The 14594-nt window shown below is 35.9% G+C and carries 12 protein-coding genes; 6 read left to right on the top strand and 6 right to left on the bottom strand.

Going from position 1 to position 14594, the window contains the following annotated elements; genetic code table 11:
• Positions 1-15: 15 nt before the first annotated feature.
• Together AAEO57_RS03715 and AAEO57_RS03710 are read right to left on the bottom strand one after the other, a co-directional pair.
• Positions 16-2223: a TonB-dependent receptor gene (locus AAEO57_RS03715; RefSeq protein ID WP_341689610.1), complete on the bottom strand. Its 2208-nt coding sequence runs from the start codon at positions 2221-2223 to the stop codon at positions 16-18.
• Positions 2224-2371: 148 nt separating this feature from the next.
• The gene (locus AAEO57_RS03710; RefSeq protein WP_341689608.1) at positions 2372-2725 is read right to left on the bottom strand and encodes a hypothetical protein; all 354 of its coding nucleotides are present in this window, start codon (positions 2723-2725) and stop codon (positions 2372-2374) included.
• Between the two features lie 160 nt (positions 2726-2885).
• On the opposite strand from AAEO57_RS03710, the gene AAEO57_RS03705 reads away from it, so the two are divergent.
• Entirely contained in the window at positions 2886-3635 is a 750-nt protein-coding gene (locus tag AAEO57_RS03705; RefSeq protein WP_341689605.1) for a porin family protein, read from the top strand.
• Here the strand turns inward: AAEO57_RS03705 and AAEO57_RS03700 are convergent.
• Complete coding sequence (locus AAEO57_RS03700) at positions 3630-4235, bottom strand: hypothetical protein (protein ID WP_341689603.1); 606 nt, start codon at positions 4233-4235, stop codon at positions 3630-3632. The two genes, AAEO57_RS03705 and AAEO57_RS03700, sit on opposite strands and share 6 nt — an antisense overlap.
• A 132-nt stretch (positions 4236-4367) precedes the next feature.
• Here AAEO57_RS03700 and AAEO57_RS03695 point away from each other — a divergent pair, with 132 nt between their 5' ends.
• The 3 genes from AAEO57_RS03695 (at position 4368) to AAEO57_RS03685 (ending at position 8450) form a co-directional block, all read left to right on the top strand.
• Positions 4368-6836: a bifunctional UDP-N-acetylmuramoyl-tripeptide:D-alanyl-D-alanine ligase/alanine racemase gene (locus AAEO57_RS03695; RefSeq protein WP_341689601.1), complete on the top strand. Its 2469-nt coding sequence runs from the start codon at positions 4368-4370 to the stop codon at positions 6834-6836.
• A 68-nt stretch (positions 6837-6904) separates the two neighbouring features.
• Complete coding sequence (gene mscL / locus AAEO57_RS03690; RefSeq protein ID WP_269234382.1) at positions 6905-7288, top strand: large conductance mechanosensitive channel protein MscL; 384 nt, start codon at positions 6905-6907, stop codon at positions 7286-7288.
• Between the two features lie 172 nt (positions 7289-7460).
• Positions 7461-8450 carry an aspartate-semialdehyde dehydrogenase gene (locus tag AAEO57_RS03685; RefSeq protein WP_341689597.1) on the top strand — a complete coding sequence of 330 codons (990 nt, stop codon included), beginning with the start codon at positions 7461-7463 and terminating at the stop codon, positions 8448-8450.
• Between the two features lie 109 nt (positions 8451-8559).
• Here AAEO57_RS03685 and AAEO57_RS03680 read toward each other — a convergent pair whose 3' ends face one another.
• The gene (locus AAEO57_RS03680; RefSeq protein ID WP_341689595.1) at positions 8560-8880 is read right to left on the bottom strand and encodes a hypothetical protein; all 321 of its coding nucleotides are present in this window, start codon (positions 8878-8880) and stop codon (positions 8560-8562) included.
• 186 nt (positions 8881-9066) lie between these two features.
• Here AAEO57_RS03680 and AAEO57_RS03675 point away from each other — a divergent pair, with 186 nt between their 5' ends.
• Entirely contained in the window at positions 9067-10563 is a 1497-nt protein-coding gene (locus AAEO57_RS03675; protein ID WP_341689592.1) for an MFS transporter, read from the top strand.
• An 11-nt stretch (positions 10564-10574) separates the two neighbouring features.
• Positions 10575-10796, top strand: coding sequence for a DUF6814 family protein (locus AAEO57_RS03670; RefSeq protein WP_341689590.1), 222 nt, complete (start codon positions 10575-10577; stop codon positions 10794-10796).
• Positions 10797-10876: 80 nt separating this feature from the next.
• Here AAEO57_RS03670 and AAEO57_RS03665 read toward each other — a convergent pair whose 3' ends face one another.
• Together AAEO57_RS03665 and AAEO57_RS03660 are read right to left on the bottom strand one after the other, a co-directional pair.
• Positions 10877-13750, bottom strand: a complete 2874-nt coding sequence (locus AAEO57_RS03665; protein WP_341689588.1) for an alpha-amylase family glycosyl hydrolase — start codon at positions 13748-13750, stop codon at positions 10877-10879.
• Positions 13751-13823: 73 nt separating this feature from the next.
• Positions 13824-14588, bottom strand: a complete 765-nt coding sequence (locus tag AAEO57_RS03660; RefSeq protein ID WP_341689586.1) for a SusE domain-containing protein — start codon at positions 14586-14588, stop codon at positions 13824-13826.
• Between the last annotated feature and the right edge of the window lie 6 nt (positions 14589-14594).

Here is a 14594-nt window from a genome sequence, read left to right as displayed (position 1 = left end):
TATGGTTTAAAAATGTTACAGATTAAAATTAATCCCCAAAACGATATTTCGTCCAATGTTTGGGATTCCGTCTGTTTTTAGCCTTGAAAGGTGTGCGATATATTTTTTATCGAATAAATTATTTCCGTTCAGGTTTACATCAAAAGCCGTTTTTCCTAGTTTTACTGTTCCTCCAAAGCCTAAATTCACCAAAGTATAGCCTTTTGAAGCGGTTTCAAAGCCACTCACATTATCCTGATCAAAAGTCGAAGAAACGTTTAAGGAAGCATAACCTCCTTTGAACCAGTTTTTGATGTTGAATTCGGTTCTAAGTGTATTATTCCAGTTGTTGGCAGGAATTAAAGGTAAATAATCATCGTTGTCTTTTTTACCGGTTACAGTTTCAAAGCTGGTTTCAAAATGCAGCCAGTCTAATGGGTGTGGGTGAAGGTGCAGTCCAACTTCTCCTCCAAATAATTTTGCATTGTCCTGCACGTAAGCAAAAACATCATTATTGTCTAAAACATCTCCGGTTGGCGAAGTATAAATGTAGTTGTTTACGTGGTTATAAAATCCGTTTACAAAGAATTCAAAATGGGAGTTTTTATACTCTAAATTCAAATCGGTCTGAACGTTTTGTTCGGTTTTCAAATTGCTGTTTCCAATTTCATAACGATTGGTTCCTTCGTGAACACCGTTTGAAGTCAGCTCGGCTAAATTAGGCGCTCTGAATCCGGTAGCTACATTTAATCGGAGTGTCACTGGTTCCCCTAATTTTGTTTTATATCCTAATGAAGCATTAAAACTGTCAAATGACCGGTCCAGAGCTTCAAAAGAACCTTCTTCGCCTGTAGTTCCGTGTGCTTCAGAAGTAACATTTCGGTTGTCAAAACGTAAACCGGCTTGCAAAACGCTGTTATCCCATTCGTAATTGGCAGTTCCGAAAACACCAAAATCATTTGTAGTTGCATTTGGAATCAAATATTCTTCTCCGGAATTTGTATTGGTCTGATGCATTCCCTGAACACCTAAAATGGCTTCAATTTTACCGAATTTAGGAAAATGATATTTTGCATTATAGTTAAAAGTATTCAGTTTCATTCTAAGAGCAGCATCATTGCTGTCTTCAAATTCGCTTCTGTCATTAGAAATATAACCCAAATCAACGTCCAGTTTTGAGGTTTCGAAAAAGATTACATTATTTAAACTAAACAAATGATTGTAAATCCCCTGTCTTGGAAATTGTGTGTCTTTGCTCGAAGATTGTTCTGCGATCCCGTCCTCCGGAATTCCAATGTCTAATTTATTGTAGTTGTATCTCAAAACACTTGAAAAAGTAGCGTTGCTGTACCCGATTCCGGTTTTAAAATCAGTTTCGTTGTAACGCGAATTGGTTACACGGTCGCCATCGGCAATTTTATAATCAGAATGGGTGTTGAAGCTTCCGCGTGCTAAAAATTTCCAGTTGTCTGTAGACGTTTTTAATCCGATAGAAGAATTGCTTCCTTGTGTATTGGTAAAATATTTTTGGCTAAAATTGGCTTTGAAATCCCCCGCATCAGCAAATTTTTCAGGGTTGAAATACAGAACACCTCCCAAAGCATCAGAACCGTACAATAAAGAAGCCGGTCCTTTGATTACTTCGACACTTTCGATTCCGGCATCATTCAAACCCAGGCCATGTTCGTCTCCAAACTGCTGATTTTCGATGCGAACACCTTGTGAATACACCAAAACACGGTTTCCGCTCAATCCACGGATTACGGGTTTACCAATAGAAGTTCCCGTAGAAATCTGAGAAACTCCCGGAATTGTCGCCAGACCTTCAATCAAAGTTGAAGTTCCTTTTTGCTGTAAGGTTTTAATGCTTTCGTGATCAATTTTCATCACGTTTTGCGATTGCAGTTTGTTAAAAGGCGTAGAAACCACCACTTCGTCCATTTCCAGAATTGATTCTAAAAGGGTAATATCAAGTGTGTTTTCTTTTACAAGCTTGACAATGGTTTTGTTTTGATTGGCATATCCCACATAAGAGAAGGAAAGGCGCAGGTTTCCGTTTGGAAGATTCCTTAATTCATATTTTCCGTTCTCATCTGTTGTAGTTCCTTTGTGTAACTCGGGAGCGTAAACAGAAACACCCGGTAATGGCTGATTTTGATTGTCGGTAACGGTTCCTGAAACCGAATTCTGGGCAGTAAGTATACCCGTAAACCCTAAAATAAGGGCAATTATTATTTTTTTCATTTGAAAATGATTGCTATAGTTAATTGATTTTTCTTTTTAAATGGTATCAAAAGAAAAGTGAAGTTTGCCGATTCTCCTTAAAATGAAGATCAGGGAAACTGAACTGAGTTTTAAATTCAATTAAAAGATTTATTTTTTTATCGAAACTTTATGAAACTATAGCTAATGGAGGACCACGAAGGGTGTAAAGACTTCCTGTAAAAGAGATGAAACATTCTGAAAATCCAAAGAAATAAGGGATTTCCTGATGATTGCTGAAAAACTGAAATGCAAATTTTTCAGGAGTTATGTAGCTTCCAAAAGCAAAATGACAGATAAAACAAGTATCATCGTTATGATGCTGGTGCGTAATTTCGCCATTGGTATCATTGTAACTATGATGACATTTTTTTTCTGAAAGCTGTTGAGTGATGTGTTCATAACTGTGTACAGACTGAAACAGTATCGATAATAATACCATCAATCCCAAAGAAAAACCTGTTATGAGCTGTCTTCTTTTCATTTCACGGCAAAGGTATAAAAGGTAATTTTAAAAATATTTGGTTTTTACTCTTTTTATTGAAAATAATGCAACAAAATATTTAATAACAGCTGAAAACAGAATAATTGCCATTAAGAGAGTTTCGTAAACTATCATTATCTTATATTTGTGAGTCTAATAAATGAGTTCAAAAAACGTTTATTCTGAAATCCCATTTAACCAAAACACTATGCGATTCTTTTTTAGTTGTTTATTTCTAATATCGTTTTTCAATGTTTTTTCTCAAGAAGAAAAACCTGAAGTTAAACCCGAGGTTAAAATTGATTCTTTGTACAGAGAAGATCAGTTTTATTTTTCGGTAGGTTATAATCTTATGGCGCAGACTCCCGAAGGTTTTTCACAGGATAAATTTTCTGCGGGGATTTCCGCCGGTTTTTTGCGTGATATGCCTGTTAATAAAAAAAGAACCCATTCTATTGCAGCAGGTTTAGGACTCACGTATCAGAATTTTTTTCAAAACCTGACGATTTCTAAGGGACCTGATGAAGTATTGATATATGGCGTCAACGATTATAATGAGTTTGTCTCAAATAAATACAGACAATATCTGGTCGATCTTCCAATAGAGTTCCGATGGAGAAATTCTACTTACGAAAGTCATAAGTTCTGGAGGATTTATGCGGGTTTTAAATTCAGTTATGTTATCGCCAGTAAATCTGTTCTGGATGACGGAGAAACGACATATACCGTTAAGAATAGCAAAGATATTAATGCTTTTCAGTACGGTGCCACCATTGCTGCGGGTTACAATACATGGAATGTTTATTTTTATTATGGATTAAACCCTTTGTTTAATGATGTAAAAACGGTTTCGGGAGAAGATGTCAAAATGAGGACTATGTCTGTAGGGCTTATTTTCTACATTTTATAACCACAAATACAAAAATAAAATCTGCGGAATTACCCCAACGAAAAACCCTATTATCAGTTCCTTATACGTATGAGCCTTCATTTCCAGACGTGAGGAAGCCACAATTCCGGTCAGAAAAATAAAAAGAGCAGACCAGTACGGATTGTGCAATTGCAGATGCATATTCAATCCGATAACAAAGACGGTTAAACCACTAATAGCCATCATGTGCAGGCTGACTTTTATCTTGAAAATAGCATAAATCAAGGCAAAAATAGTACTGAATAATCCGCCGAGAAAGAAGAAATGCAGTTCAGGATAACGACTTATTACGATGCTTCTCTTTACAAGCAGGATCAGCAAAAAACTAAGCAGAGTTAACGGAATAATACGTTGGGATGTGTCAGGGATCATTACAGATTTTACATTTCCGGTAGATTTTAGCAATAAGAAAAATAATATCGGAACCACAAAAGTGATAATCAGAATCTGAAATAAAACAAAATATTTTTCCTGAATGGTAAATACATCTCCTTTGTAAAAAAGATAGAATAACGCAGCGTAAACCGATATGAAAACCGGATGTAAAATATAAGAAAACAGTGGAAGTATTTTTTTCAAAATGCAAGGAATTGAGGTGTTCAGCAAATATAGACCAAATATAAACAGGTTTTTGTTAACCATTTATTTTTTAGGAAAAACACAATTCTTTTCGGGCTTTAATGTTTAAATTTGAAAAAAAGAAATTTCTACATGAGCGTAAATTTAAAAAGCCTTGTATCGGTTCTTCATGCTGGCTGGACCGGCTCTGATGCCACTGCTTTTATTGACCATATTTCTATAGACAGCCGTTCGCTTCAAAATGGTCCGCAGACTTTGTTTTTTGCATTGTCGGGAGTGAATAATGATGCACATCTGTATGTTGCAGAACTGATTGAAAAAGGTGTGCGGAACTTTGTAGTCGAATATATTCCTGAAAATTGTGCCGAAAAAGCTAATTTTTTAATAGTGCCATCAACTCTGGAAGCGCTTCAAAAATTTGCCGCTTATCACCGTCACCTTTTTGATTTTCCTGTTATCGGATTAACGGGAAGTAACGGAAAAACGATTGTAAAAGAATGGCTTAATTTTTTACTAAGCCCTGATTATAATATCATCAGAAGTCCAAAAAGTTATAATTCGCAGGTTGGCGTGCCGCTTTCTGTGGTCGCCATTAACGAAAAACATAATTTAGCCATTTTTGAAGCCGGAATTTCAACGGTGAATGAAATGGAGAAACTCGAAAAAATCATTAAACCCACAATTGGAATACTGACCAATATTGGGACTGCGCATGATGAAGGGTTTTTAAACTTAGTACAAAAAATTGATGAAAAACTGCTTCTGTTTAAAGACTGCCCGGTTATTATTTATCAGAAAAATGAAATTGTAGATTCCTGTTTGTCTCAGTTTGCCGCAGAATATATGCTGCATCCCCGAAAACTTTTTTCATGGAGCTACAATGATAAAACGGCAGATATTTTTATTTCGAAAAAAGAAAGTAAAAATGAAGCGACAGCCATTCAGTATCAATATAAAAATGAAAAGCATGTTTTGAAAATCCCTTTTAGCGATTCGGCTTCTGTAGAAAATGCTGTTTCGTGTTTGTTGACCCTGCTGTATTTTGAGTATGATCCTGAAACGATTCAAAATCGTATGCAGGGATTGTATCCGGTTGAGATGCGTCTGGAGGTCAAAAACGGAATCCATAATTGCAGTATTATTGACGATAGTTACAGTTCTGATTTTCAGTCACTTAAAATAGCGCTGGATTTTCTGGAAAGCCAAAAAAAGAATGCCTCTAAAACGGTTATTTTATCGGATATTTTTCAAAGCGGATTTTCAAACGAAGAATTGTATTCTAAAGTTTCACAATTAATCGCTGCGAATAAAGTCAATCGTGTTATCGGAATCGGAGCAACCATTTCATTATTTAAAGACAAATTTTCGAATTGCATAACCTATCAAAACACGGCCGAATTTGTAAATGATTTTGAAAATCTGAGTTTTGTAAATGAAACCATTTTAATAAAAGGAGCAAGGTCGTTTCAGTTTGAAGAAATTGTATCATTGCTCGAAGAGAAAACACATGAAACCATTCTTGAAATAAATCTGAATTCAATCAGCCATAACTTAAATTTCTTTAAATCTAAATTAGCCAATGATGTAAAAATCATGATTATGGTAAAAGCATTTGGCTATGGAAACGGAGGATTGGAAATAGCAAAACTGCTGGAACATCATAAGGTTGATTATTTGGGTGTGGCTTTCGCCGATGAAGGAATTTCGCTGAAAAACGGCGGAATCAAATTACCCATCATGGTTTTAAACCCCGAATCGACGAGTTTTGCATCTATTATTCAGTATCAGTTAGAGCCTGAAATTTATAGTCTGAAAGGCTTAAATGCCTTTTTGAAAATTGCACGTGAAAAGAATTTAAAAGATTTTCCAATTCACATCAAACTTGATACTGGAATGCACCGCCTGGGTTTTGAAGAAAACACAATAGAGGAATTGATTGAAACTTTAAAAGGAAATTCAACGGTTCGTATTCAGAGTATTTTATCACACATGGCGACGAGCGATGATATGAAATATTATGATTTTGCAATGTCCCAGATTCGATTATTCGAAAAACTGTCTTCAAAATTAATGAATGAATTAGGTATAAATCCGATTCGACATATTCTGAATACTTCCGGAATTAGTAATTTTCCGGATGCGCAATATGATATGGTACGTTTAGGAATTGGTCTTTATGGCGTTTCAAACGATGCTTCAGAACAAAAATATCTGGAAAATGTAGGGACTTTAAAATCGATCATTTCACAGATCCGAACCATTCCCGCAGGCGACAGCGTAGGTTACGGCAGAAGGTTTATGGCCGAAAAAGAAACCAAAATTGCAACAATACCGATTGGTTATGCAGATGGAATTTCAAGATTGTGGGGCAACGAAGTAGGATATGTAACGATCAAAAATCAAAAAGCACCTATTGTAGGAAGCGTCTGTATGGATATGCTGATGGTAAATGTGAGCGAAATTGATTGCAAAGAAGGCGATTCAGTAATCATTTTTGGCGAATCTCCAACGGTAACTGAGATTGCAAAAGCCCTAAAAACGATTCCGTATGAAATTCTGACCAGTATTTCACAGCGTGTAAAAAGGGTGTTTTTCAGATAATTTTAAAAGACTTTTCGAAAAATTACGTATTTTCGGGTTTAATTAATCTAATCTAAAATATAACAATTATGGGATTTTTTTCAGAATTTAAGGCATTTGCAGTGAAAGGCAATGTAGTTGATCTTGCTGTCGCTGTAATTATTGGAGCTGCTTTTGGTAAGATTGTAAGTTCATTTATCGAAGACGTAATTACACCTTTAGTATTAAAACCAGCTTTAGAAGCGGCACATTTAGAAAAAATTCAGGATCTTACGGCTTTTGGCGGCGTAAAGTACGGAATGTTTCTTTCGGCGGTAATTAACTTTATAATTGTGGCATTTGTTTTATTCCTGATTATTAAAGGATTAAATAATCTTAAAAAGAAAGAAGAGCCAGCACCCAATCAACCAGCCGCGCCTACTCAGGAAGAACTCCTTACACAGATTAGAGATCTTTTGAAAAATAAACAATAATACAATATACCGCTACACTAAGTCTAACTTAACCGTTCCTTAATTGGGGGCGGTTTTTTTGTTTTGTTTAATTTGTAACAATTTGTTATTTTTTGTGAATCGAATTGTATTCCTTTTTATTATCCTTACTTTTGCAATCTAAATTAGAACATTCATAATAAAAAATATAAAAATGAGAATAGCGGTTGTAGGCGCCACCGGTATGGTTGGCGAGATAATGTTAAAAGTTTTAGCGGAGAGAAATTTTCCGGTTACAGAATTAATTCCAGTTGCTTCAGAGAAATCTGTTGGTAAAGAAATCGAATATAAAGGTCAGAAATATAAAGTTGTTGGTTTGCAGACTGCAGTTGATTTAAAAGCAGATATTGCTGTTTTCTCTGCAGGAGGTGATACTTCATTAGAGTGGGCTCCAAAATTTGCGGCTGCCGGAACAACGGTTATTGACAATTCATCTGCTTGGAGAATGGATCCTACTAAAAAATTGGTAGTTCCTGAAATCAATGCTTCGATTTTAACTAAAGAAGACAAAATTATTGCCAATCCAAACTGCTCTACTATTCAGATGGTGTTGGCTTTGGCTCCTTTGCATAAAAAATACAATATCAGAAGAATTATAGTTTCGACGTATCAGTCTATTACCGGAACAGGTGTAAAAGCGGTGAGACAATTAGAAAATGAATACGCTGGTGTTGAAGGGGATATGGCTTACAAATATCCAATTCACAGAAATGCGATTCCACAATGTGATAGTTTCGAAGCTAACGGATACACAAAAGAAGAAATGAAATTAGTTCGTGAAACTCAAAAAATCCTTTCGGATAACACTATCAGAGTTACGGCTACTGCTGTTCGTGTTCCTGTTGTTGGAGGTCATAGTGAGGCTGTAAATGTGGAGTTTACAAACGATTTTGAAGTAAATGAAGTTCGCGAAATTTTACAAAACACAGATGGAGTAGTGGTTCAGGATGATCTGGATGCATTTTCTTATCCAATGCCTTTATTTGCTGAAGGTAAAAATGAAGTTTTTGTTGGAAGAATCCGTCGTGACGAAAGCCAGCCAAACACATTAAACATGTGGATCGTTGCAGATAACTTAAGAAAAGGAGCTGCTACAAACACCATCCAGATTGCAGAATACTTAATTCAGGCAGGTCTGGTATAACAGAAGGTTAAAAATTGTTTATAGAAAAAAACCGTAATTATTAAATGTGATTACGGTTTTTTTGTGTTTTTTAAAGAATGGTTGTTAGCCGAAATTTTGAAAAATAAAATTAAACAACATTTAAAGCTATTGCAACCATTAAACCAGCAAATAAAAGAAAAACAGAAGAACTTAATAAAAACCATAGTGCTTTTTGAAACCCTTTGCTCTTTAAGTCCCGAAGAACCAAAATAGAGTTTGTGAAAGAAAAAACTACAAGAAAAAAACTCAAAAGCAAAGCACTAACACCTACATACTCATATATCCAACGAAACTCAACTGAAAATCTAAATCTCTCAACCCAATGTTTTGTTGCGCAACTTGAAACAAACAAAACCGGAATAGCAATGGCGAATTTTTGTGTTTGATGCAACTGAATGTGCTTTTTCATATTTCTAATTTGGTTTAAAAATAAATATTCTTTTCAGAACTCTCTATTTTTTGTAAAACCAGTAATTAAACATTGTCAATAAATAAACATCTTTTGTTAAAAAACTATTGACTGAATAAAAAAATATCTTATATATTCGTAAAACTATATTTTTATCTTTTAATTATTAAGAATACAATTTATTTTATGAGTAAAACTTCAACAAAAGGAATTTGGAAAGTGCTTTCGGCCTCTTCTATGGGAACAATGATTGAATGGTATGATTTCTATATTTTTGGAAGTTTGGCCGTTGTAATTTCAACCAAGTTTTTTCCGGGCGACAATCCAACTGCAGCCTTTTTATCAACATTGGCAACTTTTGCTGCGGGGTTTGTAGTTCGTCCTTTCGGAGCTTTATTTTTTGGAAGACTTGGTGACATTATTGGTCGTAAATATACTTTTATGGCTACTTTATTATTAATGGGTGGTTCTACTTTTTTGATAGGCTGTATTCCGAGTTATGAAACGATTGGATTTATAGCTCCTTTATTGGTTTTAATCTTACGTCTGTTACAAGGGCTTGCTCTTGGAGGAGAATATGGCGGAGCAGCCACGTATGTTGCAGAACACGCTCCGGTTGGGCAACGCGGGTATTGGACATCCTGGATTCAGACTACCGCAACAGTGGGATTATTTATTTCATTGATGGTAATTCTGGCTACAAAAACAGTCCTTTCTGCTGAAGATTTCGATATTTGGGGATGGCGTGTTCCGTTTTGGGTTTCAATCGTTATGGTTGGGGTGTCTTACCTTATTAGAAAAAACATGGACGAATCCCCTGAATTTGCAAAAGCCAAAAAAGAAGGCACAACCAGTTCAAATCCGTTAAAAGAAAGTTTTGGAAACCGTTATAATTTAAAATTTGTATTGCTTGCTTTGTTTGGTGCTACAATGGGGCAGGGGGTTGTTTGGTACACCGGACAATTTTATGCCATGAGTTTTATGAAAACAGTCATGAACGTAGAATCTTCACAAGTTGATACTTTACTGGGAATTGCACTTTTACTTGGTACTCCTTTTTTTATTGTATTTGGATGGCTGAGTGATAAAGTAGGAAGAAAATATATTATGATGGGCGGTATGCTGCTTGCAATTTTTCTGTACAGGCCAATTTACAAGGCCATGTACACCATAACTGATACCACTCTTAAAACAGAAATTACAGAAAAAACAAAGACTACAGTTGAACTAACTGCCGCTAAAGATTCTGTTTATACAACTCATAAAGAATTTAGCGACGGAACAGTCTTGATTGAAAAAACGACGCATTTTGCTGCTAAAAAAGATGCTCAGGTTTCTACAGCTGTTACCATCAGTACCAGCGATGAATGGAATTTGATTCTTTTGGTATTTGTTCAGGTTTTATTCGTTACTATGGTTTACGGGCCGATTGCTGCCTTTTTAGTCGAAATGTTTCCGGTTAAAATCAGATACACTTCTATGTCGTTGCCTTATCATGTTGGAAACGGAATTTTTGGAGGTTTGCTTCCTGCGATTTCGACTTATTTTGTAACGCATGCAAAAAATTCAGGCAAAGCCGATTTCTATCTGGACGGACTTTGGTATCCGATCGTGATTGCGTCAATCTGCTTTGTAATTGGAATGATTTATATCGATAATAAAAATAAAACTACTCACCTTTAATCTACTGAAAAATGAATTTTATTAAAAAAGCCTTAGGAATTCTGTGGATCATATTAGCCGTTGCCGCAGCCTATTTTTGTGTGTTTGAATTTGGCCTTCCAAAATTTTTATCTGACCAGCAGGAAGATTTAGTTTTCGGAATCATCATATTATTTATCCTTACTCCTCTGATTGTTTTGGGACTCGGAATTTTCGGGTACTTTTCACTGACGGGAGAATATGATAAAGAATAACTATCTAACCATTTATTGCAAAGGCTGTCCATATGCGGACAGCCTTTTTGCATTACTAACCTAATTAATCTACCAAATATTTACTTTTTAATGAATTTTATAATCTGGATTTTATCATTCGTATCTAATGTTTTTATAATATATAGTCCAGGTTTTAAATCGCTTACGCCAAATTGAAAATCAGGATTTTTATCAGTTGTAAAACTTTTTACCAACTGACCGGTAACAGCATAAATCTCCACTTTTTCAGCAGCAAAATTCAATGTAAAATAATTCGAAACAGGATTTGGATACAAACTCACCGTATTTCCTTTTTCAAAATCTTCAATAGCCAGACTGGCCTGTTTGTTTCCGTAAATTCTGAATTCTCCCGGAGGAATACTTATTGCAGCATTCACATCAGTAACATTTATTGTAGAATTGTCCATCAAATTGTACCAGGTTCCCGGATATGAAAAACCGGTAGCGACGTTTTGTGTGGTTACATTAAAATTGGCTACAATCAAAACATCTTTAAGCTGAGCTGAATTTAAAGCTGCATTGGTAATTTTGATGTTTGGATATAAAGAACTTGTGTTTGCCATTGTTGCTGTTCCGGAAAATACCGGTTCTTTGGTTTTTAACGTAATCATTTTAGCCCAGTCATTGTAAATTTTATTTCTGTCTGAGTTTGCCAGCCAGCTTCCTGTCCATTGTGGCTGTGGTTTGGTGTCTAGTTTACAGTCTCCGCTAATGGTTGCTGACTGATCGTTTACAGTTCCATTATTACAAGTGAAGATTGAAGAATCCCAGCCTAAATCTCCAAAATGCCAAATCATTTTTGGTCCCGGAACTAATAATGAAACCGCGCCAATAGCCGACATTCTTGACAAAGCTGTACTTAGTATTTTTACGTTGTGAGCAGCATTTGTCGAATTTCCGTATTGAATATTTTTATACATCAGGCGTTCCTCGTCGTGACTTTCTGCATAACCTATTAAACGATGCGAAGTAAAACCACGGCTTGAACTTGTCATTCTCGAAATATTACCTGTGTAACCCATAGATAATTCATTATAAGCACCGTTTAGATTTCCCCACATCATGATTCCTTTGCTTGGCGATTCTGCAATTTTATAATTTGCCCATTGCTGTTCTTCCAAATCAGTTCCTAAGTGTTCAAAAATAGTATAATGCGTAGGATCCAGACTCCATGAATAATCTGCGTACGATTTTAAAACATCAACCCTGTCCTGCTGATAAGCATTCGTGCATGTTTCGTCTGAAGCAGTACAATTTTGCGTAAATCCTTTCGTTAAATCCCAACGCAAGCCGTCAATTTTGTATTCTTCAATCCATTGTTTTACAACACGTTTTACATAATTCTGAGTTCTGATGGACTGATGGTTAAAATCTTCCCCAACATTATAACTGTGTCTGGCGGTAGTATTAAAATAAGGGTTTTCAGTAGTTGGTGATCCGAAACCGTCTCCGTCAGGATCGTTCATCCACATTCTGACCATCGGATTTCTTCCGAAAGCGTGATTTAAAGCCACATCCAGAATAACTGCGATTCCGTTTTGATGACATAAATCGATTAATTCTTTTAATTTATCCGAAGTTCCGTAGAATTTATCCAGAGCCATGTGGAAAGAAGTGTTATAGCCCCAGCTTTCATTACCTTCAAATTCCATTACCGGCATTAATTGAATCGCATTTATTTTCAGGTTTTTAAAATAATCAATTCTGTCAATCAGGCTTTGATAATTTCTGTTGGCATCAAAATCACGAACCAAAACCTCATAAACCACCAATTTATCTTTTTCCGGTTTGGTAAAATTGGTAACCTGCCAGTTGTATGGCGTTTGTCCGGTTTTTAAAACCGTAACTTCAAATTGCTGTCCGGATGGATAAACCGGCATATTTGGATAATTGGCAGCAGGAATCGAAGCATCATCATAAGGAGATAAAACTAAAGTAGAATAGGGATCTGCTACTTTAACTAATGAAGGTGAATTGGCCAAAGGAGTAGCATCACCTACCCAATATTGATACGTATTATTTGTTCCCGAAACCAAACCGGATAATTCAAGCCAGAATTTTCCCGAAACCGGATCTTTTTTCATGGCATACGCCGATGATGGCTGCCAGTTATTAAAACTTCCGGCTACGTAAACAAAATCTTTTAAAGGAGCATCCAGAACCAAAGTCGCCTTTGTGACATCGGCTGTGTTATAATTGATTCCGTCCACTAAACCGGCAGGCATAGCTTCTGAAACTGTATTGGGATTTACAATAACCGAAAACTTTTTTGAAATTGTGGTAGCTCCCTGCGTTACCAATAATTCATAACTCTGATTTGTAGTAATGTTAGTATGACTAAAGGAATAACTTGTTGTACTTGCATTTGTATTAATCGTGTTTCCATTTGATTTTAATACATAACTCGCAACACCATTAGTATTGGTAGCAGCAATATTAAAAGTAGCTCCTGATGCTAAAATTGTGGCGCTGTTTTCTGTCGGAGCAGTAAGAGCAACCTGAAAAGTACCGACTTCTACTAAAATATCCTGTGATTTTTTATCTCCGGTTCCGTCTTTGGCTTTGATTAAAAAACCAATTCGCCCAATTCCGGTGGCATTGAAATAAGTTGCCGGAGTTATGGTTTTGGTGTAAGTATCTGTTCCTGCATTGTACGTAAATGCGCTGCCTGCGCTTGAAGCCGTCCAGGAACCGTTGTCTGCTGTTCCTTTTGAAGTAGTGTCATTAATATCAAAAGCCCATGCCCACATGTATAATTCGTGAGTTCCGGCAACTCCCCATGTGGTTTCATTGATACTGCTTCCGTTTATGGTAATGGTAATAGAATTTGTTTCTTCAAAAGTAGCCGGACTTACAGAATAAGTTACGGTTTGTTGTTGTGCAAAAACTGCAGCTGACAACATCAGGAATATTGTTAGTAAATTTTTTTTCATAAAGTTAGAGGTTAGATAGTCTGATTAAAAAAAGGCTACCCGCAGATAGCCTTTTTACTTGAATCAAAAATTACTAATTTTTAGTAACGGTGTATTTTTTTGCAATAAAATCAGCAACAATAGTATAGTTTCCTGCTGCTGGAATCGGAATATTAGCTCCGCCTGCATCCAAAGTTCCGTCATTTCCATTATCTCCGTAATTTGTTGTCCAGCCGTCATCTAATCTGAATTTGATTTCACCAACAACTAAATTCATTGTGATTGAATATTTTTTAGTAGCTGAATTATAATCTAAATTAGCATCAGTTCCCCAGCCGTCACCACCTGTAACTGGTGCTGTTGCACTACCAATTATACCCCAGTTGTCCCATGCCGGATAAGGAGTAACTTTGATGGTGTAAGAATTTGATATTTGAGGAATTGATCCAACAGCTCCAACAGTAGATTTGATACGCACATCAATCTGACCTTCAGCAAAAGGTGCCAAACCAATATTTAAAGCAGCAGCATTTAGTTCTGCAACAGTAAAGTTTTTAAACTTGTCTGTAGTTGTACCCGCAACAGATGGAGATTCAAAGTTCGTTCCGGCTTTTGCCATTTCTATGCTATAATTCACAACTGTTGTACTTCCTTCATATTGTGCATCGTCCCAAACAAAGGTAGTGGCAAGACCAGCAGCGTTTTCAAGTTTAAGTACAAGATTGAAATCTGATTTAGGGCTTAGTAATACCGGAGCAGTTGCAGCCTCTACTACAGGTCTGCTTTCTACATCATCTGCATTACATGATACTGCTAAAACACCAACAAATGCAATTAAAATTTTATATATATTTTTCATTTTTTT

Origin of the sequence: Flavobacterium calami, assembly GCF_038290035.1 — a bacterium.
GTDB classification, from domain to species: Bacteria; Bacteroidota; Bacteroidia; order Flavobacteriales; family Flavobacteriaceae; genus Flavobacterium; species Flavobacterium calami.
This window is presented reverse-complemented; position numbering and strand designations above follow the sequence as displayed.